The organism is Streptomyces sp. MCA2 (assembly GCF_023544705.1).
GTDB lineage: Bacteria > Actinomycetota > Actinomycetes > Streptomycetales > Streptomycetaceae > Streptomyces > Streptomyces decoyicus.
Genome location: NZ_JAMJFM010000020.1, coordinates 29,350 through 56,126, shown reverse-complemented (window position 1 = coordinate 56,126; position 26,777 = coordinate 29,350). Strand labels below are relative to the sequence as shown.

Genomic DNA, 26,777 nt, shown 5'->3' with positions numbered 1-26,777 from the left:
CAGTGCAGCGTCCTCACCATGAGTAGCGAACGACCCGATCTCGTAGAATTCGTAGAAGAGGCCAACGATGGACTTCCTTCGCCCCGCCAGCTGGGAGGAGGCGCTCGCCGCCAAGGCCGAGCACCCTACCGCTGTGCCCATCGCGGGGGGCACGGACGTGATGGTCGAGATCAACTTCGACCACCGCCGCCCCGAGTACCTGCTCGACCTGAACCGCATCGGTGACCTGAGCGAGTGGGAGGTCGGAGAGAAGACCGTACGCCTGGGCGCCTCCGTCCCGTACAGCAAGATCATGGAGAATCTGCGGGCCGAACTCCCGGGCCTGGCCCTGGCCTCGCACACGGTGGCCTCCCCGCAGATCCGCAACCGCGGCGGCGTCGGCGGCAACCTCGGCACCGCCTCCCCGGCCGGTGACGCGCACCCCGCGCTGCTGGCCGCCGGCTGCGACGTCGAGGTGGAATCCGTACGCGGCCGCCGGATGATCCCGATCGACGACTTCTACACCGGCGTCAAGCGCAACGCGATGGAGCCCGACGAGCTGATCCGTTCGGTGCACCTGCCCAAGGCGGACGGCCCGCAGCAGTTCTCCAAGGTCGGCACCCGCAACGCCATGGTGATCGCGGTCTGCGCGTTCGGTATCGCGCTGCACCCCGACACCCGCACGGTGCGCACCGGCATCGGCTCCGCCGCACCCACCCCCGTACGGGCCCGCGAGGCCGAGGACTTCCTCGCCGCTGCGCTGGACGAGGGCGGCTTCTGGGAGTCGGCGGCGCCCATCCCGCCGTCCGTCGCCAAGCAGTTCGCGCAGCTCGCCTCCGGCGCCTGCAACCCGATCGACGATGTGCGCGGCAGCGCCAAGTACCGCCGGCACGCGGTCGGCATCATGGCGCGCCGCACCCTCGGCTGGACCTGGGAGTCCTACCGCGGCAACACCCACGGCACCAAGGGAGGCGCACAGTGCGCGTGACATTCACCGTCAACGGCCGTCAGCAGGAGGCCGACGACGTCTGGGAAGGCGAGAGCCTGCTGTACGTCCTCCGCGAGCGGATGGGCCTGCCGGGCTCCAAGAACGCCTGCGAGCAGGGCGAATGCGGCTCCTGCACGGTCCGCCTCGACGGTGTGCCGGTCTGTTCGTGTCTGGTCGCCGCCGGGCAGGTCGAGGGCCGCGAGGTCGTCACGGTCGAGGGCCTTGCCGACTACGCCAAGCACCGCGAGGACGTCCACCCCGGTGGCGGCTGTGCCTCCGGCGCCTGTGGCACCTCTCTCCAGGCCGCGCAGCAGTGGCAGGCCAAGGGCACCGACTCGCAGACCGGCGAGGGCGGTGAACTCTCCCCGATCCAGCAGGCGTTCATCGACGCGGGCGCCGTCCAGTGCGGCTTCTGCACGCCCGGCCTCCTGGTCGCCGCCGACGAGATGCTGGAGCACAACCCGCAGCCGACCGACGCGGACATCCGCGAGGCGCTGTCCGGCAACCTCTGCCGCTGCACCGGCTACGAGAAGATCCTGGACGCGGTACGGCTCGCGGCCGCCCGCCAGGGTCAGGAAGAGGTGGTCTGACCATGGGAACCACCGGAACCCCCACCAAGATCACCCAGGGGTCGCAGACCAAGGGCGGCATCGGCGAGTCCACCCTGCGCCCCGACGGCACGCTGAAGGTCACCGGCGAGTTCGCGTACTCCTCGGACATGTGGCACGAGGACATGCTGTGGGGCTTCACGCTCCGCTCCACCGTCGCGCACGCCGAGATCGTCTCCATCGACACCTCCGAGGCGCTCGCCCAGTCCGGCGTCTACGCCGTGCTGACCTACGACGACCTGCCCACCTCGATCAAGAACTACGGCCTGGAGATCCAGGACACCCCGGTTCTCGCGCACGGCAAGGTCCGCCACCACGGCGAGCCGGTGGCCCTGGTCGCCGCCGACCACCCGGAGACGGCGCGGCGCGCGGCGGCCAAGATCAAGATCGAGTACAAGGAGCTGCCCGTCGTCACCGACGAGGCCTCCGCGACCGCCGACGGCGCGCCGCTGCTCCACGAGGGCCGCGACGACCACCACGCCGGGCACGTCCCGCACCCCAACATCGTCCACCGTCAGCCGATCATCCGCGGCGATGCGGACGGGGCCGCCGAGCAGGCCGATGTCATCGTCTCCGGCGAGTACGTCTTCGGCATGCAGGACCAGGCCTTCCTCGGCCCGGAGTCCGGCCTCGCGGTGCCCGCAGAGGACGGCGGGGTGGACCTCTACATCGCCACCCAGTGGCTGCACTCCGACCTCCGCCAGATCGCCCCGGTCCTCGGCCTGCCCGAGGAGAAGGTCCGGATGACGCTCTCCGGCGTCGGCGGCGCCTTCGGCGGCCGCGAGGACCTGTCGATGCAGATCCACGCCTGCCTGCTGGCGCTGCGCACGAACAAGCCGGTCAAGATCGTCTACAACCGCTTCGAGTCCTTCTTCGGCCACGTCCACCGGCACCCGGCGAAGCTCTGGTACGAGCACGGCGCCACCAGGGACGGCAAGATCACGCACATGAAGTGCCGGATCGTGCTGGACGGCGGCGCCTATGCCTCCGCGTCCCCGGCCGTGGTCGGCAACGCCGCCTCGCTGGCGGTGGGTCCGTACGTGATCGACGACGTCGACATCGAGGCCGTCGCGCTCTACACGAACAACCCGCCCTGCGGCGCCATGCGCGGCTTCGGCGCGGTCCAGGCGTGCTTCGCGTACGAGGCACAGATGGACAAGCTGGCGGCCAAGCTGGACATGGACCCGGTCGAGCTGCGCCAGCTCAACGCCATGGAGCAGGGCACGCTCCTGCCGACCGGGCAGCCGGTCGACTCGCCGGCCCCGGTCGCCGAGATCCTGCGCCGCGTCAAGTCCCGCCCGCTGCCGCCGGAGCGCCAGTGGGAGTCCAGCGAGGGCGCCGACGTCCGTCAGCTGCCCGGCGGCCTGTCGAACACCACCCACGGCGAAGGCGTCGTCCGCGGTGTCGGCTACGCCGTCGGCATCAAGAACGTCGGCTTCTCCGAGGGCTTCGACGACTACTCCACCGCCAAGGTGCGCATGGAGGTCATCAACGCCGAGCCGGTCGCCACGGTGCACACGGCGATGGCGGAGGTCGGCCAGGGCGGTGTCACCGTCCACGCGCAGATCGCCCGCACCGAGCTCGGGGTCACCCAGGTGACGATCCACCCCGCCGACACCCAGGTGGGCAGCGCCGGTTCGACGTCGGCCTCCCGTCAGACCTACGTCACCGGCGGCGCCGTCAAGCACTCCTGCGAGCTCGTCCGCGAGAAGGTCCTGGAGATCGGCCGCCGCAAGATGGGCACGTACCACCCGGCGTGGGCCACCGCCGAACTCCTCCTGGAGGGCGGCAAGGTCGTCACTGACGGCGGCGAGGTCCTCGCCGACCTGGTGGACGTGCTGGAGGACGAGGCCGTCGAGATCGAGGCCGAGTGGCGGCACCGGCCGACCGAGGCCTTCGACCTGGTCACCGGCCAGGGCAACGGCCACGTCCAGTACTCCTTCGCGGCCCACCGCGCGGTCGTCGAGGTGGACACCGAACTCGGCCTGGTCAAGGTCATCGAGCTGGCCTGCGCCCAGGACGTCGGCAAGGCGCTCAACCCGCTGTCCGTCGTCGGCCAGATCCAGGGTGGTACCACCCAGGGCCTCGGCGTGGCGGTCATGGAGGAGATCATCGTCGACCCCAAGACCGCGAAGGTGCGCAACCCCTCCTTCACGGACTACCTCATCCCCACGATTCTCGACACCCCGACCATCCCGGTCGATGTGCTCGAACTCGCCGACGAGTACGCCCCGTACGGGCTGCGCGGCGTCGGCGAGGCCCCCACCCTGTCGTCCACCCCGGCCGTCCTCGCGGCGATCCGGAACGCGACCGGGCTGGAGCTCAACAAGACGCCGGTACGCCCCGAGCACCTCACCGGCACATAGAGAGCCGTCCGGGGGCGATCCCCCGGACACCGGCCTCCGGGCGGCGGGTGTCAGGGGTGTCCCTGTCCGTCCTCCTCCGCTCACCGCCCGGAGCCCTCCCCCCTCGCACCACGCAGTCGCTGCTCCGCCTCGTCGGAGTCAGTACCCCACCGTTCGTCTCGGGCCGTCCCCCGGGTCGTGCAGCCGAAGTTTCATCCCAAATCTCGCACTCGCTGCGAGTGCCCCTGTGAACCTTGGGAGTAAGGCACCATGACCCAGCAGTCCACAGAGCCGAGGACCACGGCGGACGACGCGGGCGCCGGCTCGCGCCAGCCCGCCGGCCGGTCCTGGCTCGACCGGTACTTCCACATATCCGACAGAGGATCGACGCTCGCGCGCGAGGTGCGCGGTGGCATCACCACCTTCATGGCGATGTGCTACATCCTCCTGCTCAACCCGTTGATCCTGTCGACTCCGGACGTCGAGAAGAACACCCTCGCGCATGCGGGTGTGGTCACCGCGACCGCGCTGGCCGCGGCGGTCTCCACGCTGCTGATGGGCTTCATCGGCAAGGTACCGCTGGCCCTGGCGGCCGGGCTCAACGTCTCCGCCGCCCTGACCGCCCAGGTCGTCCCGAACATGACCTGGCCGCAGGCCATGGGCATGTGTGTCATCTACGGCGTCGTCATCTGTCTGCTGGTGGTCACCGGCCTCCGCGAGATGATCATGAACGCCATCCCGCTGGCGCTCAAGCACGCGATCACCATGGGCATCGGCATGTTCGTCGCCCTGCTGGGGCTGGTGAAGGCGGGCTTCGTGGGCAAGGGCGAGGGCGGCCCCGTCACCCTCGGTCTCCACGGCCAGCTGTCCGGCTGGCCGGTCCTGTTCTTCTGCGTCACGCTGCTGCTGATCTTCATGCTCCAGGCCCGCAAGGTGCCCGGCGCCATCCTCATCGGCATCGTGGCCGGCAGCGTCCTGTCCATCGCCGTGACCAGGATCGGCGGGCTGACGGCCAAGGACTGGGGCGGTACGCCGCCGGAGCTGAGCGGCAGCGCTGTCGCGATGCCCGACTTCGGCCTCTTCGGCCATGTCGAGTTCGGCGGCTGGGGCTCCATCGGCGCGCTCAGCGTCGGCATGATCGTCTTCACCCTGGTGCTGGCGGGCTTCTTCGACGCCATGGCCACCATCATCGGCGTCGGCACGGAAGCCAAGCTGGCCGACGACAAGGGCCGGATGCCGGGCCTGTCCAAGGCGCTGTTCGTGGACGGCGCGGGCGGTGCGATCGGCGGCCTCACCGGTTCGTCCGGTCAGACCGTGTTCATCGAGTCGGCGAGCGGCGTCGGCGAGGGGGCGCGTACCGGCCTGTCGTCCGTCGTCACCGGTCTGTTCTTCGCGGCCTGCCTGTTCTTCACGCCGCTCACCCAGCTCGTGCCGGCCCAGGTGGCCTCGGCCGCTCTCGTCGTCATCGGCTCGATGATGATGAGCGCCGCAGGTCACGTGGACTGGAGCGACCGCTCGGTGTCCATCCCGGTCTTTCTGACCGTGGCCCTGATGCCGTTCACCTACAGCATCACTGCGGGTGTCGGCGCGGGCGTCATCGCCTACGTTGCCATTAAGACGGCACAGGGCAAATGGCGCGAGGTCGGCGGCTTCATGTGGGTACTGACCGCGATCTTCGTCATCTACTTCTCGCTCCATCCGATCGAGCAGTGGCTGGGCGTCAAGTAACCGCCCGCCCTCTCCCCCGTCCGTAAGGAGACCGACATGCTGGACATCGCCGAAGAGCTGCACCGGTGGGTCGGGCAGGGCCGCGAGTTCGCGGTGGCCACCGTGGTGGCCACCAACGGCAGCGCGCCCCGCCAGCCCGGAGCCGCCCTGGCCGTCGACAGCGACGGCACGGCGATCGGGTCGGTCTCCGGCGGATGCGTGGAGGGGGCGGTGTACGAACTGTGCCAGGAGGCGCTCCGGACCGGTCAGCCGGTCCTGGAGCGCTTCGGCTACAGCGACGAGGACGCCTTCGCCGTGGGCCTGACCTGCGGCGGCGTCATCGACATCCTCGTCCAGCCGGTACGTACGGGCGCCCCGCGTCCGGCAGGCGACGGCACGGCGGCGGGGGAGCCGGCGGACAGCACCGCCGGCACCCTCACCGCCGCGCTGGCCGCCGCGGCCACGGGGGAGGCGGCGGCGGTCGCCCGGATCATCGACGGCCCCGCCGAGCTCCTCGGCCGCGCCGTACTGGTCCGCCCCGACGGCAGCCACACCGGCACCCTGGGCGGCCACCCCGCCCTCGACCGCACCGCGATCGCCCAGACCCGCGCCCTGCTGGACGCCGGGCGCACCACGACGATCGGGATCGGTTCCGGCCCGGTGCCCGACGACGACGCCACGGGCGAGGGCGTGGGGCAGGCGATCGGATCGCAGTGCGGCCCCTCCGTCGCCCTCCTCGTCGAATCGTCCGTCCCCCCGCCCCGCATGATCGTCTTCGGCGCCATCGACTTCGCCGCCGCGCTGGTCAGGGTCGGCAAGTTCCTCAACTACCACGTCACGGTCTGTGACGCCCGCCCCGTCTTCGCCACCAGGACCCGCTTCCCGGACGCCGACGAGATCGTCGTCGACTGGCCGCACCGCTATCTGGACTCCCAGGACCTCGACCCCCGTACGGTGCTGTGCGTCCTGACCCACGACGCCAAGTTCGACGTACCGCTGCTGGAGCGGGCGCTCCGGCTCCCGGTCGCCTACGTCGGCGCGATGGGCTCGCGCCGCACCCACCTGGACCGCCAGCGGCGGCTGCGCGACACGGGTCTGACCGAGCTCGAACTGAACCGGCTGCGCTCGCCCATCGGCCTCGACCTCGGCGCGCGCACCCCGGAGGAGACCGCGCTGTCCATCGCCGCCGAGATCGTCGCCAACCGCCGCGGCGGCACCGGCGTACCGCTGACCGGCGCGCACACCCCCATCCACCACGAGACGGCCCGGCCGGTGGGGCGGATCGGATCGGTGGCCTGAGGGGGCGGGCCCGGCGGTGCGGGCCCGATGGCGCGGGCCCGGCGGCCGGATGACCTGAGGTCGGGCCGGCACCGCGCCCGAAAACCGGATGACGCCCCCGCGGCGCCGCGTTAGCGTCCCCCGGTGACCACTGACGACGCCGCCCACGCCACCACGGACATCCGGGAACTCGCCGAGGCCGATCTCGACCGGGCCCTGGATCTGAGCTACACGGTCTTCCACCTGAAGCCCGGTGACCGGACCCGGAGCTTCCACCGGGACCTGCTGCGGGACGGCCTCCGGATCGGTGCGTACGACGGCGGGCAACTGGCCGGACTGACCGGGGCGCACCGCCGCACCATGACCGTTCCGGGCAGTCAACTCCCATGCGCCGCAGTGGACTTCGTCTCCGTGCTGCCCACGCACCGGCGCCGCGGCATCCTCAACTCGATGATGGACGAGCTCTGGCGCCGCTGCGCCGCCGACGGGCGGCCGCTGGCCTGCCTGTGGCCGTCCGAGAGCGCCATCTACGGCCGCTACGGCTTCGGCGCCGCCACCGAGACGTACGGCATCGAGATCGACGCGTCCCGTCCGCTCGCCCTGCGGTCAGCACCCGACAGCCGGCCGCTGCGGCTGATCGACCCGGCCGAGGCGCCCGCGATGCTCGCACCGCGCTATGACGCGACGCTGCCGCAGCGCGCCGGACGCTTCACCCGCGACGAGAGCTGGTGGCGCGCCGGGGCGCTGGACCTCGACGGCGCCCGCATGAACGTCGGTCAGGAGGCATTCGGGCCGGTGCGTGTCGTGGTGCTCGGCGCCCCCGGTGAGCAGCCCGGCGGTTATGCGTTCTACCGCACCCGAGGGCCGGGCGAGGGCCCCGGCGTGGTCCGCGTCGACGAGCTGGAGGCGGAATCCGCACCGGCCGCGGCCGCCCTGTGGTCCTACCTCGCCTCCATCGACCTCACCTCGACCGTACGGGCCGGGTCCCGCCCCGCCGACGACCCGCTTCTGTACCTGGCCGCCGACCGTGACCAGGTACGCGTCACCGGCCAGGAACCCAATCTGTGGCTCCGGCTGGTGGACGTCCGCACCGCGCTGACCGCCCGCTCCTGGGCGGCGCCGGTCGACCTCGTCCTCGACCTGCGCGACACCGCCCTGCCGGCCAACGCGGGCCGCTTCCGGCTGACCACCACCGGCCCCACCGGTCCCACCGGCCCTGCCGACCCCACCGGCTCCTCCGGCACCACCTGGGAGCCCACCCACGACGCGCCCGACATCTCCCTGGACGTACGGGAGTTGGCCTCCTGCTACCTCGGCGGCACCCCCCTGCGGCACTTCGTCCACGCCGGGCTGGCCACCGAGCACACCCCGGGCGCGGTCCGCCGCCTGGACGCCGCCCTGGAGACCGCGTGGCTGCCCTTCACCGGGGAGAACCACTGAGCGACGGGCGCGGGCCGGCCGGGGTGTCCGCCCCGTTGCCTCAGCCCGCGCCCCCGGGCCGCCGCGACCGCAGCGCCGCCATCACGAACACGTCGTGCCACGCACCGTCCCAGAAGAGGGCCTCCCGCATCCGCCCCTCCACCTCGAAGCCGCACTTCTCGTACGCCCGCCGGGCGCGCGCGTTGAAGTCGAAGACCTCCAGCTGGACGCGGTGCAGCCGCACCCGGTCGAAGGCGTGGTCGAGAAGCAGCCGGGTCGCCTCGCTGCCGATACCGCGGCCGGTGGCGCCCGGGACGAGGGCGATCCGGAAGCTCCCGTTGGCGTTCGGCGGATCGATCTGGCTCAGGGCGAGTTCGCCCAGGAAGGCCCCGGTCTCCCGGTCCTCGACCGCGAGATCCAGCCGGTCCGCGCGGTCGGCGCTGCCGGCGCACCAGGCCTGTATCTCCTCCCGCGTGAAGTCGTGGTGGCTACCGGTCAGCCGACGGGTCTCCGGGTCCAGACAGGCGGCGTGAAAGGCGGCCGCATGCCGTACCGACAGCGGTACGAGGCGGACCCGGTCCCCGGTGAGCACCGGCTTCTCGGAGAGTGCGGTGGCATCGATCATGGGGGGATGATCTCCGGGCCCCGAGCGGGGCGGCAAGCGAATTGACGGGCGGGGGAGTGCCGGACGGAGGGGGCGGCCGGCTCGCGGGGAGCCGGCCCGCGCCCCTACGGCAACGCCCCCGCCCGGCGCGCCGCGCTCACCGCCTGCAAGCGGGTGTGCGCCCCCAACTTCCGCATGCAGGACCGCAGATAGCTTTTCACCGTCTCCGGGCCCAGACCCAGCCGTTCCGCCACCACCGCGTTCGTCGCGCCCGACGCGACGCAGGCCAGGACGTCCCTCTCGCGCGGTGACAGGGCAGGGACCGCCTCGCCGGCGCCGGGCCGCCGTGACGAGGCCGCCGCGAGCCGGCCGCACGCCGCCAGCATCTCCTGCCGCAGCAGCGGATCGGTGACCCGCTGCGCCAGCACGCGCAGCTCGCCGTGCGCCTCCCGTACCTCCTCCCACATCGCCGGATCGGCGGCGGTGGGCTGACGGGTCAGGGACAGCAGCCGGGCCGCCTCGTCCTGGAGCAGGAGCGCCTGTTCCAGCTCCCGGGCCGCCTCCACGGCCGCCGACAGCGGCCGGTCGCCGAGCCGCACCGGGCGGCGCAGCGCCCCGTACAGCACCCCGCGCACCCGGCGCCGGACGATCACCGGCACCGCGAGCACCGACCGCAGCCCCTCCGCCGCCACCGCCGTGTCGTATTCATGGCTGATCACCGGCGAGACGCTGTAGTCGGTCACCGCGAGTGGCCGCGACAGCGCCACGGCCTTCCCGCCCAGCCCGTTGCCCTGGAGGATGTCCAGGCCGCGCAGCACCGTGGTCTCCGTACCGGCCAGCTCATTGATGCGGTAGCGCCCCGTACCGGCCAGCAGACCGCCGAACGCCACCGGCAGACCGCTCGCCCGCCGCAGCCGCGACAGCGCCGCCCGTACGTCCACCGCATCGTTCGCTCCCGGCTCGAGCCGCACGCCGAATCCTCCGCTTCCCCCCGTTCGGGGGTGGTGAGACCTGCGCCACTGATTACACGATGGCAGGTAGCGGTGCGGCAATGAGGAGGACACATGACGGACAGGGAAAACGGTGCGACGGGCCGCGCGCCGGCCGCCACCGAGGCGTTCCGGGCGGCGCGGGATCTCCTGCTGCGGCACCGGGAGGACTACGACGCGGCCCGCGCGGCGTTCCGCTGGCCCCGCCCCGAGCACTTCAACTGGGCACTGGACTGGTTCGACGCCATCGCCCACGGCAACGACCGCATCGCGCTGCACCTCGTCGAGGAGGACGGCACCGAGACCCGGCTGAGCTTCGAGGAGCTGCGCCGCCGCTCCGACCAGGCCGCCAACTGGCTGTCCGCCAACGGGGTACGGGCCGGCGACCGGATCGTCATGATGCTCGGCAACCAGGTGGAGCTGTGGGAGTCCGCACTGGCCGCGATGAAGCTGCGCGCCGTCGTCATCCCGGCGACCCCGCTGCTCGGCGCCGCCGATCTCGCCGACCGGATCGACCGCGGCCGGGCCCGGCATGTCATCGTGCGCGCCGCGGACACCGACAAGTTCGCCGACGTACCGGGCGACTACACCCGGATCGCGGTCGGCGGCGCGGCGGTCGGCTGGCTGGCGTACGAGCAGGCCTACGAGAGCCCCGACAGCTATGAGCCGGGCGGGCCCACCCGGGCCGACGACCCCCTGATGCTCTACTTCACCTCCGGCACCACCGCCCGCCCCAAGCTCGTCGAGCACACCCATGCGTCCTACCCCATCGGCCACCTCGCGACGATGTACTGGATCGGTCTGCGGCCCGGCGATGTGCACCTCAACATCTCCTCGCCCGGATGGGCCAAGCACGCCTGGTCCAATCTCTTCGCGCCGTGGAACGCCGAGGCCACCGTCTTCATCCACAACTACACCCGCTTCGACGCGGCCCGGCTGATGGCCGAGATGGACCGGGCCCACGTCACCAGCTTCTGCGCCCCGCCCACCGTCTGGCGGATGCTCATCCAGGCCGACCTGACGGCGCTGCGCAACCCGCCGCGGGAGATCGTCGCCGCCGGGGAACCGCTCAACCCGGAGATCATCGAGCAGGTGCGGCAGTCCTGGGGCGTGACGATCCGGGACGGCTTCGGGCAGACCGAGACCGCCGTCCAGGTGGCGAACACCCCGGGGCAGACGGTCAAACCGGGCTCCATGGGACGGCCCACCCCCGGCTTCGACGTCGTCCTGCTCGACCCGGTCAGCGGCGCACCGGCCGACGAGGGAGAGATCGCCCTTGACCTGTCCACCCGGCCGGTCGGTCTGATGACCGGCTACCAGGGCGACCCGGTACGCACCGCGGAGGCGATGGCCGACGGCTACTACCGCACCGGCGACATCGGCTCCCGCGACAGCGAGGGCCGGATCACCTACATCGGGCGCGGCGACGATGTCTTCAAGGCGTCCGACTACAAGATCTCCCCGTTCGAGCTGGAGAGCGCCCTGCTGGAGCACGAGGCGGTGGCCGAGGCCGCCGTGGTGCCGTCCCCCGACCCCGTACGGCTGGCCGTGCCCAAGGCGTATGTCGTGCTGGCGGCCGGGTGGTCGCCCGGCCCGGAGACCGCGAAGCTGATCTTTGCGCACTCCCGCGAAGTCCTGGCCCCCTACAAGCGCATCCGGCGGCTGGAGTTCGCCGAACTGCCGAAGACCGTCTCCGGCAAGATCCGCCGTATCGAACTGCGTGAGCGCACCGCGCAGGGCGACGGCGGCGCCGAGTACCGCGAGGAGAACTACCGATGAGCCAGCCGCACCAGGAGCTGTCGTACGCCGGCGGCGTCGCCGAACGGCCGCTGCTCGGGCACACCATCGGCGCCGATCTGGCCCGCACCATCGCCCGGTTCGGTGACCGTGAGGCGCTGGTCGAGGTGGCGAGCGGCCGCCGCTGGACCTACACCGAACTGGGCCGTGCGGTCGACGAGGTGGCCCTCGGCCTGCTCGCCAAGGGCGTCGGCAAGGGAGACCGGGTCGGCATCTGGGCGCCCAACTGTGCCGAATGGGTGCTGGTCCAGTACGCCACCGCCAAGATCGGCGCCATCCTCGTCAACGTCAATCCGGCTTACGGCGTCCACGAGTTGGCGTATGTCCTGCAACAGGCCGGCATCACCCTCCTGGTCTCCGCGGTCCACCACAGGACCAGCGACTACCGCGGGATGATCGAGCAGGTGCGCGCCGAGAGCCCGGCGCTGCGCGAGGTGGTCTACCTCGGCGACCGCACCTGGGGCGGGCTGCTGGCCGCCGGCGCCACCGTCCCGCACACCCGGCTCGACGAGTGCGCCACGACGCTGACTGCCGACGACCCGGTCAACATCCAGTACACCTCGGGCACCACCGGCTTCCCCAAGGGCGCCACCCTCTCCCACCACAACATCCTCAACAACGGCTACTGGGTCGGCGAGACCGTCGCCTACACCGAGCAGGACCGGGTGTGTCTGCCGGTGCCCTTCTACCACTGCTTCGGCATGGTCATGGGCAACCTCGGCGCCACCTCGCACGGCGCCTGCATCGTCATCCCGGGCCCCGCCTTCGACGCCGTCACCACCCTCCGGGCCGTCCAGGACGAGCGCTGCACCTCCCTCTACGGCGTGCCCACCATGTTCATCGCCGAGCTCAACCACCCCGACTTCGCCTCCTACGACCTCTCCTCCCTCCGCACCGGCATCATGGCGGGCTCGCCGTGCCCCGAGGAGGTGATGAAGCGGGTGGTCGCCGAGATGAACATGGCCGAGGTCTCCATCTGCTACGGCATGACCGAGACCTCCCCCGTCTCCACCCAGACCCGCCGGGACGACGACCTCGCACACCGCACCGCGACCGTCGGCCGGGTGCTGCCGCACATCGAGGTGAAGGTCGTCGACCCGTCGAGCGGGGTGACGGTGCCGCGCGGCGAGCCGGGCGAGCTGTGCACCCGCGGCTACAGCGTGATGCTCGGCTACTGGGAGGACCCCGTACGCACCGCCGAGGTCATCGACGCCGCCCGGTGGATGCACACCGGCGATCTCGCGGTGATGAACGACGACGGCTATGTCCGGATCGTCGGCCGCATCAAGGACATGATCATCAGGGGCGGCGAGAACGTCTACCCGCGCGAGATCGAGGAGTTCCTCTACTCCCACCCCAAGATCGCGGACGTCCAGGTCGTCGGCGTCCCCGACGAGAAGTACGGCGAGGAGGTCGCCGCCTGCGTCATCCTCCGAGACCCCCAAGACCCCCTCACCCAAGACGAGTTGGCCGACTACTGCCGCTCCCGCCTCGCCCACTACAAGGTGCCGCGCCACCTCCACCTCCTCGACGCCTTCCCGATGACCGTCAGCGGCAAGGTCCGCAAGATCGAGCTCCGGGAGCGGCTGGCGGAGGAGCTGGGGCGCGTAGCGCAGTGATTCCGGGGCCGGCGGTCAACGGGGCGGCGACGCCCCGTTGGGGACGTACCCCAGGTCGACCGGGTCCGGCACGGTGGCGTCGCCTGCCGTACCGCGCCACGGTGCGAGCAGGTCCGGCAGCCGGGGCGGCCAGAGCGGGTCGGCGCAGCCGGCCAGCTCGGCCGGACTCCACCAGCACCAGTCCAGGATCTTGTCGTCCGCGTGCGCGGCCGCCACACCCTCGGCCGGTTCCCTGCGCGGCCCATGGGCGAGATAGAGGTGCTCATGCTGCCGTACGGGGATGCCCGCCCGGGTGAAGTCGTGCTCCCAGGTGCCCAGCAGCGGGCCCGGCTCCAGATCGGTCCAGCCGGTCTCCTCCCGCAGCTCGCGCCGCGCCCCCGCCCGCGGAGTCTCCCCGGGATCCAGCCCGCCACCGGGCATCGCCCAGTGGACCCCCACCTCTTCGTTGTCGTAGCGGAGGAGGAAGAGCGCGCCGTCGGCGTCGAGCACGGCAACACGGGCTGCCCGGCGGTGAATTCGCATCGTCGGAGCGTACGCCGCGGCCCCGGTCAGGCGCCGCCGAGGCTGCGGAAGTCCCACGGGTCATGGGCGTTGATGACCCTGATCCGCTCCTCGCCGGCGCCGCCTGCCGCGGCTTCCCGCAGCCGCCCCTGATTGGCGATCCGCAGCTCTTCGTCCACCTGGGCGTTCAGTTGGATCAGGTCCATCAGAGGATGCGAGTGCGGGTCGTCCGCGGCGATCTCCCGGTGGTAGAAGTAGGCGTCTCCCGCGTGCAGCAGCCAGCCCTCGCCGTCACGGACCGCGAAGCCGGCATGCCCCGCGCTGTGCCCGCCGAGCGGCATCATGAGCACCTCGCTCGCCACCCCCGTCAGCGGACGGACCCCGGCGAAGCCCGCCCACTCCTCGCCCCCGGCGCTGTCCGGCTCGTAGGTCACCCAGCGCGGGCCGTGCGCCCAGTGCGCCGGGCGGTAGCGGAAGCTGGGCGCCTCGGCCATGGCGGCCCGCAGTTCGGAGGCCATGAGATGCACCTGTGCCTCGGGGAAGTCCGGCAGCCCGCCGCAATGGTCCACGTCCAGGTGGGTCAGCGCGATGTGCCGGACGTCCGAGACCGCGTACCCCAGTCGCTCGATCTGCTGCCGGGCCGTCTCAGCAGGTCGCAGCTCCGGCTGGGCCAGCTCCCTCCACTCCGGGTCGAGCGAGTCCTGCGGCCGGCGCACATCGTCCAGTCCGAGACCGGTCTCGATCAGCACCAGACCGTCCCGGTCCGTCTCCACCAGCAGACAGTGGCAGACGGCATGCAGCGGCGGCGGCCCCTCATACGTGGCCTCGATGCTCATCATGGAACCGCAGTTGAGGTGGTGCACTCGGGTGGGGCGTTCCTTGCCGCCCGGGTTCATGGTGTTCATCGGTCACTCGCTCCCTGCGCGGCGATCGCTCCGACTTGGCGGGCGACCGTATGGATGACGGCGCTGTCGCGGCGCACCCGCGCCAGCAGCAGTGCACCTTGCAGTGCGGACATCGCCAGGTCGGCCAGCTCCTGCGCCTCCTGCTCGGCCAGGCCCCAGCCCCGGAACCGTTCGCCGATCCCCAACAGCCAGAGCTCATATGTCCGTTGGCAGGCGTCGTGGATCGGACCGGTGTCTCCGGCCTCCTCCAGGGCGACGGTCGCGACCGGACAGCCGTCGCGGTAGTCGGAGTCCTCGAGCGCCTGCGCCAGCAGCGCACCGAGAGCGGCGATCGCCTCGGCCGGTCCGGTAGCGGCGGCTGCGGCCTCGGCCATCCGCTCCGCCATCTCGGCCCCGGCCAGGGCCATCGCCTCCGCGGCCAACTGCTCCTTGCCGTCGGGGAAATGGAAATACAGCGAGCCCTTGGGGGCTCCGCTGGCCGTCAGTACTTGATTGAGGCCCGTCGCGCCATAGCCCTGCCGCTGGAAGAGCTCGGCGGCGGTGTGCAGGATCCGGGCGCGGGTGTCCCCGCGTGAGTGCGCCATACGGGAACCCTAGACCGACCGGTCTATAGATAACAAGGAGCGGTGTCCGGAAGGCAGTTCAGGGGCGTCGCTCTCCCGGCCAGTCGAGCAACAGGCGCTGGGCCTTCGGCAGCGAGGCGACCACGAGGTCGTACGAGTCCTCGATCATGTCGAGGACGAGCCGGTCGGACAGGTCGCCCTCCAGTGAAACGGTGTTCCAGTGCCGCTTGTTGAGGTGATAGCCCGGCACCACCTCGGGGTGGGCCGCACGCAACCGTTCCGCCAGCTCGGGATCACATTTGAGGCTCACGGTGAGCGGCGCATCCGTCAGCGTCGTCAGCGCGAAGATCTTGCCGCCGACCTTGAAGGTCGAGACATCCGGGTGCCGCGGAAAGGGGAATTCCTCGACCGCTCCATTGAAGTCCAGGCAGACGGCCCGCAGGGCCTTCGCGTCGATCATTCCGTCATTATGTCCGGCACACGCCGGCATCTGACTACTCGTTGCGGAACCTGGCTCCTGCGTGCCCTCCGCGGTGGCCGGGCATGCCATGTTCTCCGAGGACAAAATTGTAGAGACCCGTTCGCACCCTGGCCGTCCCGTCCCGCTTCCGCCATGGTTACGTCATTGCATCCGAGCCTGGGGGGGGCGAATGGAAGCAGCAGGGAGCTTGGCATCAGCGGCTGTTCAGATTTTGACCGGCATGGCAACGGGCGCGGCTACCTCCGCGGGGACGGGTTTGGGGCAGGCAGTCGGTGAGCTCGTGCGTTCGCGACTCGGCGGCTCCGAGCGGGGCCGCGTTGCCCTGGCCGGCGTAGACGCGGACCCGGCGGACCCAGGCGCGGCCCAGAGGCTGGAGGCCGCGCTGCGGGACGTGCTTCTGGCTGACCCGGAGTTCACCACGAATCTGAAAGCTGCGCTCGCCGACGGGCACCCGCCCGCTCCGCCGGCGAACACCACCGAAAGCATCGTCATCCAAAGCAGCAGGATTCGTAGCAGTCAGATCTCGCTGGGGCCGTTGACGATTTCCCACACCCACACCACTCGAAGCTCGTTGGTCGTGATGGTCGTCGCGCTGGTGGCCGTCTTGGCGCTCGCCTTATACGGCGGTGTCCGTCTGATCACCGGCGATCCTCCCGATCGCGCTGAGCGCGCGCAGAAGGGGCACCCGACGTCTGTGCCCACATCTCTCCGCGCTGAGAGTCTTGTTGCGAAGATCCTTCCGGATCGAGGAAGCCTGCCCCCTGGCTGGGCGGTCGCGAGCGGCCCTTCGTTCGTGGAGAGAATGGTATGCACTTTCTGCAAGTCCGACGGTGAAGTGCATAGCTATGGCGTCGTGGCTTGGGAACTGCCCGGCTCCCGCGAGGCGAGGTTCTACGTGGACGCCTATTCCAACCCCGCTGCGGCAGCAGCCGATTACGCATCCCACCCCAACGACTTCGATGTTGTTGCGGTCGGGAAAAGCAGTTATTTCTCCCGCCCATACGTCGCCAACGAAGACCAGAAGGTGCTCTCGCTGGATGAAGGCGGCTCTCCGGCCGTCCAAGCGGTCATTCGGATGGACAGGATCGTGATCAGAATCCGGATGAGTTCAGACTGGGCGCGCCAGCAAGGTCATCTTTCAGCTTTCGCCTACATGATGAGCAGCCGGGCCGAACAGGCACTGGACGGGAATGCCGTGCGGTCGAAGGTACCTTCGATTGTCTGACAACCTCGTGCCTGGTGGGGGTGCGGCTGCGGTTCGGCGGTCCGGTGACCGGCAGGTTCACGACCTGGAGCCCGACCAGCCGGAATCCCGCCGCATCCCGGCCCGCGGCCAGTGGTCGAGCCCCAGCGCCGCCTCATGGGCACGGATCGCCCGTAGTCCCGGTGTGAGTTCGGCCTCGGGGAGTACCCGGAACCCGATCCGGGCGTAATACGGCGCGTTCCACGGCACCTCGGTGAAGGTGGTCAGGGTCAGCGCGCCCCGGCCACCGTCCCGCTCCGCCCGGTCGATGAGCGCCCGGCCGATGCCGCGGCGAGCCTGGTCCGGGTGGACCGACACCTGCTCGATATGGGTACATCCGTCGACCGGCTCCCAGAGCAGAAAACCGACCAGGCCGTGGCCCTCGTCCGCCCATGCCGGTTCTTCGTATGCGGCCAGTGCCCGCCCCGCTCGCTGGAACTCCGCCAACTGCTCCAACGACGGCGGCTCGTCGTCAGCGACCGACGCCATGCCGAGTCCGCGGAATGGCTCCCCGGCGGCTCGCTCGATGGCGCGCAGGGCGGGCAGCTCGGTGAGGGAGGGGGTACGGATGATCACCGGGTCAGTGTCTCGGGTCCGGACGGGCGCGGCGAGTGGTTTTTGTAGGCGGCGTCCGGAGGTCACGTGGTGCGTGCGTGCTCACGCCGCACGGTCACCGCCCCGTCGCCCCGTACTTGATCAGTTCGTCGGCCGGGTCGTTGACCGGTTGTGGGGTGCCCGTGAGGTCCATGACGAAGAGCGGGATGTGCAGTTCGTCGGCGCGGGAGCGGGCGTCTCGGGCGTAGCCGGCGAGTGAGAAGAAGACCGCTATGGCGGAGTCGTTGAGGCCGTTGAGCCAGACGCATTCGATCTCGCGCAGCTGGGTGGCGCGGGTGGTCGGGTCGACCTGGGCGACCACGCCCGTACCGCGCAGGTCGACGCCGGAGGCGGTGCGCTCCTGGGTCCGTGCGGCATCGGCGTAGCCCAGCCACTTCAGATACTGCTCGGCGGCGGTGACGCAGTCGCGGGCCGTACGGATCGTGACCGGGCGGAACGCGGGCCGCAGGACGGCGCGCGGGGCCTCGGGGGCGGGCGCCGGGGCGGGTGCCGGTGCGGGCTTCGGGGTGGGAGGGCCGAACGAGGGGAAGTTCGGTGGCGGTTGGGCGGGCGCGGGGGCGACGGGGACGCGGACGACCGTCCCGCAGACACAGCCGGACTCCGGCGCCGGCCACTCGTCCTGCCGCCCGCAGACCTCGCACCGCACCTCCACCCAGGAGGCCTGCCAGGTGCGGTGCTGTATCTCGACGGGCACCCCGCCGCGCAGCACGGGCATGGTCAGCGGGGCACCGCACGCGCACGGGAAGGTGGGCGGGGTGAAGGCGTTCTCGCGGCGGCACGTGGGGCACCGCACCGGCACGCTGTCGGCCATGGTCGGCTCCTGGCAGGTCGGGCGGCAGACAGGTCGGATCTGCTGCTGCCCCCATGGTCTCTCCAAAAGCGGGCGGAGGGGGGCGATTTGCGAGGAGAGCCGCAGGTGGGGAAGAGACCGCAGGGGGGTCACGGCGCACGGGGGGAGCGCACCGCGGCGCACGAGGGCCGTCATGGCTGGTGCGGCGCGGGCAGGGCCCGGCCTGTGGCGCAGGCAGGGCCCGGAATCCGTGACCGTACGGATTCCGGGCCCGCTGTGGTGCCCGTCCGGCAGCGCGAGAATCGGGCGCGACAGGACATCGCGCCGCCGGACGGAGTCTGTGGTGGAGAGAGACAGATCGAGGGGGAGGTGGGGCAGGCGGGCTCCGCGGTGGGGGAGAGGCTCGCCCTTCCTGTCGGGCGGGCACTGCCACCGCACTGGATTCTCCCCGTGTACCGCGGAGCTCGCGCTACCTCTCCGTACCGGCCGGCCACCCCTCAACGGGCCGGCCGGTACGGATGCGCGAGGATGCTGACCCCCCGTCAGTCCTCGCGCAGCTCACGGACCTTTGCCTCCACGCGCGCGCCGTAGTCCCGGTCGGCGGCGTGGAAGTGGGCCAGGTTCTTCTCGATCACATCGTCGCGGCCGACCTGGGAGAGCCCGCCGGCGATGTTGTTCACCAGACGGTTCTTCTCGTCCTGCGACATCAGCCGGTAGAGCTCACCGGCCTGGAAGAAGTCGTCGTCCTTGGTGTGCGCCGGGGCCTCGTGGGTGCCGGTGTGGCCGGAGACGGCGAGCGGGGCGGAGAGCGCCTGGTCCGTCTGCGCCGGGCCGCCGTAGGAGTTCGGCTCGTAGTTCTTGGCGTGCCGGTCGTAGCGGTGGGTGGCCATCAGGCCGTCCCGGCCGTAGTTGTGGGCCTCGGTCGCCTTGGGGGCGTTCACCGGCAGCTGGGTGTGGTTGACGCCCAGGCGGTAGCGGTGCGCGTCGGCGTAGGCGAACAGCCGGCCCTGGAGCATCTTGTCCGGGGACGGGCCGATGCCGGGCACGAAGTTGTTCGGGGAGAAGGCCGACTGCTCGACCTCGGCGAAGACGTTGTCGGGGTTGCGGTCCAGGACCAGGCGGCCGACGCGCTGGAGCGGGTAGTCCGCGTGCGGCCACACCTTCGTCAGGTCGAACGGGTTGAAGCGGTAGTCCGCCGCCTCGGCCGCCGGCATGATCTGCACGTACAGCGTCCAGGAGGGGTACACGCCCCGCTCGATGGACTGGAGCAGATCGGTCTGGTGGCTGTTGGGGTCCTTGCCGGACAGCTCGGCGCCCTGCTCGGCGTCCAGGCAGCGGATGCCCTGGTTCGTCTTGAAGTGGTACTTGACGAAGAAGGCCTCGCCCTCGGCGTTCGTCCACTGGTAGGTGTGCGAGCCGTAGCCGTTCATGTGGCGGTAGGAGGCCGGGATACCTCGGTCGCCCATGAGCCAGGTGATCTGGTGGGTCGCCTCGGGGGCGTGCGCCCAGAAGTCCCAGACGTTGTCCGGCTCCTGCTTGCCCGTGAACGGGTCGCGCTTCTGCGAGTGGATGAAGTCGGGGAACTTGATCGGGTCCTTGATGAAGAACACCGGGGTGTTGTTGCCGACGAGGTCGTAGTTGCCCTCTTCGGTGTAGAACTTCAGCGCGAAGCCACGCGGGTCACGGGCCGCGTCCGGGCCGCCGAGGTTGTCGGCGACGGTCGAGAAGCGGATGAAGGTCTCGGTCCGCTTGCCGACGGTGTCGAGGAAGTCGGCACGGGTGAAGCCGGTGACGTCATCGGTCACCTCGAAGTAGCCGTACGCGCCGGAGCCGCGGGCGTGCACCACACGCTCCGGGATGCGCTCGCGGTTGAAGCGGGCGAGCTTCTCCAGCAGGTGCTGGTCCTGGAGGATGATCGGGCCGCCGACGCCGGCGGTGGCGGAGTTCTGGTTGTCGGCGACGGGGGCGCCAGCCTCCGTAGTGAGAAAGCGCGCCGTCAGCGTGGGCTTCGACATGGTGACCTTCCGTACGAGAGCGCGGAAGTTGGCTTCCGCATGTCGGAGCGTAAGAAGGGCTCCGACCAAACGTCAACAGTTTGTTGAAACAAAGCTGAGGGGTATTCCGGGCGGCGGCCGCGCCTGGGCGCGACAGGACAGGTGTCGGCGCAGCCACCGCCCGGAAGCTGAGGGGGACCGGTTCCGGGGCGTGTCTCACGTCCCGTGGGCGAACGTCCCGTGGGCGAACTCGTGTACGGGGCCTGCGGGCGGGCCGCCGGCAGCGCGTTCCGCGCACGCGGTCCGGATCTCCACGAGGACCGGCCGCCGCGTGGAGACGGCTTCCTTGCGCGCCCACTCGACCGCCGAGCGGAGTTCCGCCGGATCGAGGACGTCCCGGCCCGCGCAGCCGTACGCCTCCACGAGCTTCACGTGGTCCGTACGGCCCTGGTCGTAGCGGGCGAGGTGCTCGTACGGGCCGTGCTGCCCGCACCGGCTGTGGTCCTCGTGGCCGGGGTTGAACAGGATCAGTACGAAGGGCACCTCGTGGCGGACCGCGGATGCCAACTCCTCGGCCGGGAACGGGAAGCCGTGGCCGTCGACGACCACGACGACCTCCGCGTCCCGCTCGCCCCGGGAGTCCAGTGCCTTGCGGACGCCGATCGCGGCCGGCACCTCCCAGCCGGGCGGCCCGCTCCGGCGGTGGAGCCGGTGCCGCTGCCCGTACGGGGTGTCCGCAAAGGCGGCGTCACCGTCGCCGGCCGAGCTGCTGACGAGATAGCTGCCCGGCCCGGTGCCCGGCCCGATGCCCGGCGCGGCGTCCGGCTCGGCCTCCGGATGGTCCTGCGCACCGAAGAGCGCGGCGACCTCCGCCAGGACCCAGGAGACCGGGCTCCGGGAGCCGTCGGGGTCCGCGTGACCGGCCGGGCCCGAGGCGGCGCCCAGCGGCCGTACGTGCTCGGCGCGTACGGACCCGGCCTGCGCCGTTCCGGTCTGCGCCGTCCCGCCCTGCACCGCCCCCGTCTGCACCGTCCCGCCCTGCACCACTCCGGCCCGCGGAGGCCGGCCCCCGCACCCGGGACGGCGCCCGGTGTCATGGACGATCTCCGCCGCGGCCAGATCGGCCGGAAGATCGATCAGGACCGGGCCGGGGCGGCCCTCCCGCGCGATCCGGAACGCCTCGCGAAAGGCCCCCGGAATGCGCGCCGGATCCTCGATCCGCTCGGCGCGCTTGGTGACCGGACCGGCCAGCCGGACGAGATCCGGCGGCCGGCCGGTCGCGTGCCGCGGCGGGCCGGCCCGTCGGCGCGGTCCGGCGGTCTCCCGGCCCGTGACGCACACCAGCGGGACCGCATCCTGCTGTGCCGCGTACAGCCCGGTGATCAGACGTGCCGACCCCGGACCCGCGGTGACCGCGACGACACCGGTCCTCCCCGTCGTACGGGCCCAGCCGTCAGCCATGAACGCGGCGCCTTCCTCATGGCGTCCCGACAACCGCTCGATGCCGGCCTCCTCCATCGCCGCGTACAGCGGGAGAAGGGCGGCACCGGGGCAGCCGAAGACGATGTCGACGCCCTCGTTCTTCATGATCTGAACGGCCGCCAGTACGGCGGGAATCCGCTGCGCCGCCATGGCCTCAGCTTTCGGTGGTGTGTCCGGAGAGTCGTTCGACGCCGCGGAGGAGGGCGGAGTGGTCGAGGCCGCCGTCGCCTTGTGCGCGCAGGGAGGCGACGAGGCCGGCGACGAGGGTGCCGACGGGGAGGGCGGCGCCGACGGTGCGGGCGGCGTCGGTGACGATGCCCATGTCCTTGTGGTGGAGGTCGATGCGGAAGCCGGGCTGGAAGTCGCGGTTTGTGAAGTTGTCCTTTTTGCGGGTGAGGACGGTGGAGCCGGCGAGGCCGCCGTTGAGGACGTCGAGGGCGGCGGTGAGGTCGACGCCGGACTTTTCGAGGAAGACGACGGCTTCGGCGCAGGCTTGGATGTTGACGGCGACGATGAGCTGGTTGGCGGCCTTGACGGTCTGGCCGGCGCCGTGGGGTCCGCACAGGACGATGGTTTTGCCGAGGGCTTCGAGGAGGGGGCGGGCGGCGTCGAAGTCGGCTTGTTCGCCGCCGGCCATGATGGACAGGACGGCTTCGACGGCGCCGGCTTCGCCGCCGGAGACGGGGGCGTCCAGGACGCGGATGCCCTTGTCGGCGGCGGCCTTGGCCAGGTCGATGGAGGTCTGGGGGGTGATGGAGGACATGTCGATCAGCAGGGCGCCGCGCCGGGCGTGGGCCAGGATGCCGTCGGGGCCGTAGGCGAGGGCTTCGACGTGGGGGGAGGCGGGGACCATGGTGATGATGACGTCGGCGTCGGTGACGGCTTCGGCGGCCGAGGTGGCGGCGGTGCCGCCGGCGGCGGCCAGGCGCTCGAGTTTGTCGGCTTCGAGGGTGTAGCCGGTGACCGTGTAGCCGGCCTTGATCAGGTTCTCGGCCATGGGGGAGCCCATGATGCCGAGACCGATCCACGCGATCTTGGGCAGATTGCTCATGAGAGTGCCTCTTTCGGAAAGCTGTGGGACGTCAGGAGCGGGCGGCGCGCAGCGGGGCCGGGAGCCACTCGAAGGCGCTCGCGCTCGGCCCGTCGCCGGGCTTGTACTCCAGGCCGGTCCAGCCGTCGTATCCGGCCTTCTTCAGCCGCCCCAGCAACGCCGTGAAGTCCAGGTCACCGGTGCCGGGGGCGCCGCGGCCGGGGTTGTCGGCGATCTGTACGTGGGCGGTCTTGGCGGTGTAGCGGTCGATGACCTCGTCCAGGTCCTCGCCGTTCATCGACAGGTGGTACAGATCCATCAGGAACCGGGCGTTGTCCAGCCCCGTCGCCGCGTTCACCGCGTCCACGACCTCGATGGCCTTCGGCGCGCTCACGATCGGGCAGTGGGGCGACTCCGGCGCGTTGAGCGCCTCGATCAGCAGCGTCCCGCCGACCTCGGCGACCGCACGGGCGGCGAAGGCCAGGTTCTCCAGCGCGAGCTTGTCCTGCTCCGCCACCGGAACGCCCTCGACGCGGTTGCCGTAGAGGGCGTTGAAGGCCGTGCAGCCCAGCGAGCGGGCGAACTCGACCGCCACCGGCACGTTCGCCCGGAACTTCTCCGACTCCTCGCCCGGCACCGACAGGGCGCCGCGGTCGGGGCCGGGCAGCTGCCCGGCGTAGAAGTTCAGGCCCACCAGCCGCGTCCCGGCATCGTTCAGCGCGGCCCGCAGCGCCTCCAGCTCCGCCTGCTCCGGCACCGGGGAATCCACCCACGGCCACCACAGCTCCACCGCCGTGAAGCCCGCCGCCCGTGCGGCCGCCGGCCGCTCCAGCAACGGAAGCTCGGTGAACAGGATCGACAGATTGACGTTGAAGCGCGTGTCCGTGAAACCCATCGGGGCGGGCGCTCCTTCCGGATAGTGGAACTGTTTTTCTGCTTACTGGAACACTGCCTGGCGGCCTCAAAGGCTGTCAAGAGGGCTCCGGGGCAATTTCTGGTGGCCGGGCCGAACCGCGCGTAGGTTGAGCGGCGTGCGATTGAGAGTGGAGTTCACGACGGAGCCGTTCGACCTGGACGAGGCGCCGGCGCATGCGGTGGTGGCGCGGGACGTCGTCACGGGCGCCCGGCTGGACGCCGTCGACGTCGGTCCGTTCGGCAATACGGCCGAGGGCGACGCCGACCAGGTGCTCGGCGCGGTGGCCACCCTGCTGCGCGAGTCCCTCCAGGCGGGTGCCACCCGGGTCTCCCTCCAGGTGAACGTGATCCGGGATGCCGGGCAGGGCGAGGGGGATGCGACGTGACGGAGCCCGCCGACCACCCGTTCGTCCAGGCGGTCAAGCCGCTGATCGACGCGATGGGCGGACAGATGGTCACGCCGGACCAGGCTCAGGGCGACGATGTCGTGCTGACCTGGGAGGGGCAGGACCGGGTGGCCGTACGGCTCCCGCATCTGTCGGACTCGCTCGACCACATCCTGGCCGAGCTCCAGCGCCGGCACGGCATGCCGCTGGCGGAGCTGGACCGCAAGACCAAGCAATCGGTGGTGCGGATCCTGGAGTCCCGTGGCGCCTTCTCGGTACGGCACGGCGTGGAGACGGTCGCGAGTGCCCTCGGCGTCAGCCGCTTCACCGTCTACAACTACCTGAACAGGGAAAACGCCGCGAAGGACGCCGACTGAGGCGGACTCCCGCCGGGACGGCGGCCCACATCCCCGGGCCGCCGTCCCGTAGCACCGGACGGCGGCTTTTGTGTCGCCGAGTTTTCAACAAAGTGTTGACGTGTTGTTGCCGGGGGTCTTAGCTGTTTCCAGCCAAGCAGAGCTGTCCAGCACCAGGCCACGGAGGCTTCCCGTGTCTTCGAGTTCACCACGCTCGACGGGGGACACCCCCGAGCCCACGCCGGGGCTCACCCGGTTCAACACCGCCGACGACACCACCGCGCGGGCCGCGCTGCACGAGGTGTGTGCCAGCCGGGCCTGGGGGAGCAAGGTTCTCGCGCAGCGCCCCTACGCCACCACCGACGCCCTGTTCGCCGCGAGCGACGCCGCCATGGCGGAGCTGACCGCGGAGGACCTGGCCGAGGCGATGGCCGGGCACCCGCCGATCGGCCGGCCGAAGCCGGGCGATCCCACCTCGCACCGCGAGCAGAGCGGTATGTCCGGCGCCTCCGAAGCGCTCAAGTCGGAGATGCTCGAACTCAACCTGGCCTACCAGGAGAAGTTCGGGCACGTCTTCCTGATCTGCGCCTCCGGCCGTACCGGGGAGCAGATGCGGGACGCGGTCCGTAACCGGATCGACAATACGCCGGAACAGGAACGAGAGATCGTTCGTGGGGAACTGGGCAAGATCAACCGCATCCGCCTGACCCGTATCGCGCACGCAGAAGGAGACGCACCATGAGCAGCGAGACGGCTGCACGGACGTCGGTGTCCACGCACATCCTGGACACCAGCGTGGGCCGCCCCGCGGAGGGCGTCGCCCTCACGCTCTCGGTGCGCTCCGGCAGCGACGGCGCCTGGGCCGCCCACGGCGCCTCCACGACCGACGCGGACGGACGCTGCAAGGACCTTCCGGCCCTGCCCGAAGGCACCACCCATGTGCGCCTCGACTTCGCCGTCGAGGAGTACTTCGTATCGCACCAGCACCGCGTAGACCACAAGGCAACTCAGCAAGCCGAGGAACAGCAGGACGCCCCCCGCGTAAGGGACAGCGGAGTCTTCTTCCCGGAGGTGGCAATCACCTTTGCCGTCATGCCGGGCGAGCACTATCACGTACCGCTGCTGCTCAACCCGTTCGGCTACTCCGTATACCGAGGGAGCTAGCACCGACATGACTGCCCATTCCCGCCCGGCCCGCCCGGTGATTCTCGGCCAGAACCAGTACGGCAAAGCGGAGAACCGCGTCGTCAAGATCACCCGCGACGGCGACACGCACCACATCAAGGACCTGAACGTCTCGGTCGCGCTCTCCGGCGACCTGGAAGAGGTCCATCTCTCCGGCTCCAACGCCCACTGCCTGCCGACGGACACCACGAAGAACACCGTGTACGCCTTCGCCAAGGAGCACGGGATCGAGTCGGCCGAGCAGTTCGGCATCCATCTGGCCCGGCACTTCGTCACCAGCCAGGAGCCGATCCACCGCGCCCGTATCCGGATCGAGGAGTACTCCTGGGAGCGGATCGCCACCTCCGACGCCAGCTCCCGCTTCATCGGCGCCGACGAGGTCCAGCACTCCTTCGTCCGCAAGGGCCAGGAGACCCGGCTGACCGAGATCACCTACGACGGTGAGCAGTGGCAGGTCATCTCCGGTCTGAAGGACCTCGTGGTGATGAACTCCACCAACTCGGAGTTCTGGGGCTACATCAAGGACAAGTACACGACCTTGAAGGAGGCCTACGACCGCATCCTGGCCACCGAGGTGTCCAGCCGCTGGCGGTTCAACTGGACCGACGACGAGCAGCGGATGCCGAACTGGGAGCGTTCGTACGAGCAGGTCAAGAAGCACATGCTCCAGGCGTTCGCGGAGACCTACAGCCTCTCGCTCCAGCAGACCCTGTACCAAATGGGGTCGCGCGTGATCAACAACCGCTCCGAGATCGACGAGATCCGCTTCTCCCTCCCGAACAAGCACCACTTCCTGGTTGATCTGGAGCCGTTCGGGCTCAAGAACGATACCGCCGATGGAGCTGTCTACTACGCGGCCGACCGCCCGTACGGCCTGATCGAAGCCACTGTTCTGCGCGACGGTGTCGAGCCCAGGATCCCGGTGGATCTGACGAACCTCTGAGTGGCTCCGACGTCACGCCGTGCCTCGCGTTCCCCTTCCCGCCCCGCGGCGGGGA

The 26,777-nt window shown here is 70.7% G+C and carries 26 protein-coding genes; 14 read left to right on the top strand and 12 right to left on the bottom strand.

The genetic code is table 11. The annotated features are described in order from the left end of the window. Positions 1-67: 67 nt before the first annotated feature. From M8I34_RS18645 to M8I34_RS18620, 6 genes are all read left to right on the top strand, one after another. A complete protein-coding gene (locus tag M8I34_RS18645) occupies positions 68-967 on the top strand; it encodes a xanthine dehydrogenase family protein subunit M (RefSeq protein ID WP_250050551.1) in 900 nt (299 codons plus the stop codon). Next, positions 958-1,557 (top strand): (2Fe-2S)-binding protein, encoded by a 600-nt coding sequence (locus M8I34_RS18640; RefSeq protein WP_030991385.1) that lies wholly within the window; start codon positions 958-960, stop codon positions 1,555-1,557. The genes M8I34_RS18645 and M8I34_RS18640 overlap by 10 nt, the downstream gene beginning before the upstream one ends. A 2-nt stretch (positions 1,558-1,559) precedes the next feature. Next, positions 1,560-3,941, top strand: coding sequence for a xanthine dehydrogenase family protein molybdopterin-binding subunit (locus tag M8I34_RS18635; RefSeq protein WP_250050550.1), 2,382 nt, complete (start codon positions 1,560-1,562; stop codon positions 3,939-3,941). A gap of 249 nt (positions 3,942-4,190) precedes the next feature. Further along, the gene (locus M8I34_RS18630; protein WP_250050549.1) at positions 4,191-5,648 is read left to right on the top strand and encodes an NCS2 family permease; all 1,458 of its coding nucleotides are present in this window, start codon (positions 4,191-4,193) and stop codon (positions 5,646-5,648) included. 36 nt (positions 5,649-5,684) lie between these two features. Next, entirely contained in the window at positions 5,685-6,926 is a 1,242-nt protein-coding gene (locus tag M8I34_RS18625; protein ID WP_250050548.1) for an XdhC family protein, read from the top strand. A gap of 123 nt (positions 6,927-7,049) precedes the next feature. Further along, positions 7,050-8,345 carry a GNAT family N-acetyltransferase gene (locus M8I34_RS18620; RefSeq protein WP_250050547.1) on the top strand — a complete coding sequence of 432 codons (1,296 nt, stop codon included), beginning with the start codon at positions 7,050-7,052 and terminating at the stop codon, positions 8,343-8,345. 40 nt (positions 8,346-8,385) lie between these two features. On the opposite strand, the gene M8I34_RS18615 is transcribed toward M8I34_RS18620, so the two are convergent. Both M8I34_RS18615 and M8I34_RS18610 read right to left on the bottom strand, forming a co-directional pair. Further along, positions 8,386-8,949, bottom strand: coding sequence for a GNAT family N-acetyltransferase (locus M8I34_RS18615; RefSeq protein WP_250050546.1), 564 nt, complete (start codon positions 8,947-8,949; stop codon positions 8,386-8,388). A 104-nt stretch (positions 8,950-9,053) separates the two neighbouring features. Further along, a complete protein-coding gene (locus M8I34_RS18610) occupies positions 9,054-9,899 on the bottom strand; it encodes a LuxR C-terminal-related transcriptional regulator (RefSeq protein ID WP_250050545.1) in 846 nt (281 codons plus the stop codon). 93 nt (positions 9,900-9,992) lie between these two features. Between M8I34_RS18610 and M8I34_RS18605 the strand changes: the two genes are divergently transcribed. Further along, entirely contained in the window at positions 9,993-11,696 is a 1,704-nt protein-coding gene (locus M8I34_RS18605; RefSeq protein ID WP_250050544.1) for an AMP-binding protein, read from the top strand. Beyond that, positions 11,693-13,333 carry an AMP-binding protein gene (locus M8I34_RS18600; RefSeq protein WP_250050543.1) on the top strand — a complete coding sequence of 547 codons (1,641 nt, stop codon included), beginning with the start codon at positions 11,693-11,695 and terminating at the stop codon, positions 13,331-13,333. The genes M8I34_RS18605 and M8I34_RS18600 overlap by 4 nt, the downstream gene beginning before the upstream one ends. Before the next feature lie 15 nt (positions 13,334-13,348). Here M8I34_RS18600 and M8I34_RS18595 read toward each other — a convergent pair whose 3' ends face one another. From M8I34_RS18595 to M8I34_RS18580, 4 genes are read right to left on the bottom strand one after another with little or no spacing between them, the layout of a single operon-like run. Next, positions 13,349-13,855, bottom strand: a complete 507-nt coding sequence (locus tag M8I34_RS18595; protein WP_250050542.1) for an NUDIX hydrolase — start codon at positions 13,853-13,855, stop codon at positions 13,349-13,351. A 26-nt stretch (positions 13,856-13,881) separates the two neighbouring features. Continuing rightward, a complete protein-coding gene (locus M8I34_RS18590) occupies positions 13,882-14,739 on the bottom strand; it encodes an MBL fold metallo-hydrolase (protein WP_250050541.1) in 858 nt (285 codons plus the stop codon). Continuing rightward, positions 14,736-15,323, bottom strand: a complete 588-nt coding sequence (locus M8I34_RS18585; RefSeq protein WP_250050540.1) for a TetR/AcrR family transcriptional regulator — start codon at positions 15,321-15,323, stop codon at positions 14,736-14,738. Before M8I34_RS18585 ends, M8I34_RS18590 begins: the two co-directional genes overlap by 4 nt. Positions 15,324-15,381: 58 nt before the next feature. Further along, positions 15,382-15,762: an MmcQ/YjbR family DNA-binding protein gene (locus M8I34_RS18580; protein WP_030085530.1), complete on the bottom strand. Its 381-nt coding sequence runs from the start codon at positions 15,760-15,762 to the stop codon at positions 15,382-15,384. Between the two features lie 208 nt (positions 15,763-15,970). Here M8I34_RS18580 and M8I34_RS18575 point away from each other — a divergent pair, with 208 nt between their 5' ends. Beyond that, on the top strand, positions 15,971-17,008 hold the full coding sequence (locus tag M8I34_RS18575; RefSeq protein WP_250050539.1) for a hypothetical protein: 1,038 nt from the start codon (positions 15,971-15,973) through the stop codon (positions 17,006-17,008). A 57-nt stretch (positions 17,009-17,065) separates the two neighbouring features. Here M8I34_RS18575 and M8I34_RS18570 read toward each other — a convergent pair whose 3' ends face one another. From M8I34_RS18570 to M8I34_RS18545, 6 genes are all read right to left on the bottom strand, one after another. Beyond that, positions 17,066-17,602 (bottom strand): GNAT family N-acetyltransferase, encoded by a 537-nt coding sequence (locus M8I34_RS18570; protein ID WP_250050538.1) that lies wholly within the window; start codon positions 17,600-17,602, stop codon positions 17,066-17,068. A 94-nt stretch (positions 17,603-17,696) separates the two neighbouring features. Next, positions 17,697-18,452 (bottom strand): hypothetical protein, encoded by a 756-nt coding sequence (locus M8I34_RS18565; protein WP_250050537.1) that lies wholly within the window; start codon positions 18,450-18,452, stop codon positions 17,697-17,699. Positions 18,453-18,973: 521 nt separating this feature from the next. Next, a complete protein-coding gene (locus tag M8I34_RS18560) occupies positions 18,974-20,431 on the bottom strand; it encodes a catalase (protein ID WP_250050606.1) in 1,458 nt (485 codons plus the stop codon). 210 nt (positions 20,432-20,641) lie between these two features. Next, the gene (locus tag M8I34_RS18555; RefSeq protein WP_250050536.1) at positions 20,642-22,057 is read right to left on the bottom strand and encodes a thiamine pyrophosphate-binding protein; all 1,416 of its coding nucleotides are present in this window, start codon (positions 22,055-22,057) and stop codon (positions 20,642-20,644) included. 4 nt (positions 22,058-22,061) lie between these two features. Then, positions 22,062-22,958: a 2-hydroxy-3-oxopropionate reductase gene (locus tag M8I34_RS18550; protein ID WP_250050535.1), complete on the bottom strand. Its 897-nt coding sequence runs from the start codon at positions 22,956-22,958 to the stop codon at positions 22,062-22,064. 31 nt (positions 22,959-22,989) lie between these two features. Beyond that, entirely contained in the window at positions 22,990-23,832 is an 843-nt protein-coding gene (locus M8I34_RS18545) for a TIM barrel protein (protein ID WP_250050534.1), read from the bottom strand. A 136-nt stretch (positions 23,833-23,968) separates the two neighbouring features. On the opposite strand from M8I34_RS18545, the gene M8I34_RS18540 reads away from it, so the two are divergent. The 5 genes from M8I34_RS18540 to pucL all read left to right on the top strand — a co-directional run bounded on the left by M8I34_RS18540 (position 23,969) and on the right by pucL (position 26,722). Then, positions 23,969-24,238: a thiamine-binding protein gene (locus M8I34_RS18540; protein ID WP_250050533.1), complete on the top strand. Its 270-nt coding sequence runs from the start codon at positions 23,969-23,971 to the stop codon at positions 24,236-24,238. Beyond that, positions 24,235-24,615: a helix-turn-helix domain-containing protein gene (locus M8I34_RS18535; protein WP_244418015.1), complete on the top strand. Its 381-nt coding sequence runs from the start codon at positions 24,235-24,237 to the stop codon at positions 24,613-24,615. Before M8I34_RS18540 ends, M8I34_RS18535 begins: the two co-directional genes overlap by 4 nt. A gap of 172 nt (positions 24,616-24,787) precedes the next feature. After that, positions 24,788-25,336: a 2-oxo-4-hydroxy-4-carboxy-5-ureidoimidazoline decarboxylase gene (gene uraD / locus M8I34_RS18530; protein WP_250050532.1), complete on the top strand. Its 549-nt coding sequence runs from the start codon at positions 24,788-24,790 to the stop codon at positions 25,334-25,336. Beyond that, positions 25,333-25,758: a hydroxyisourate hydrolase gene (gene uraH, locus M8I34_RS18525; protein WP_250050531.1), complete on the top strand. Its 426-nt coding sequence runs from the start codon at positions 25,333-25,335 to the stop codon at positions 25,756-25,758. Before uraD ends, uraH begins: the two co-directional genes overlap by 4 nt. 7 nt (positions 25,759-25,765) lie before the next feature. Then, positions 25,766-26,722, top strand: coding sequence for a factor-independent urate hydroxylase (gene pucL, locus M8I34_RS18520; protein WP_030984251.1), 957 nt, complete (start codon positions 25,766-25,768; stop codon positions 26,720-26,722). The last annotated feature ends 55 nt before the right edge of the window (positions 26,723-26,777 follow it).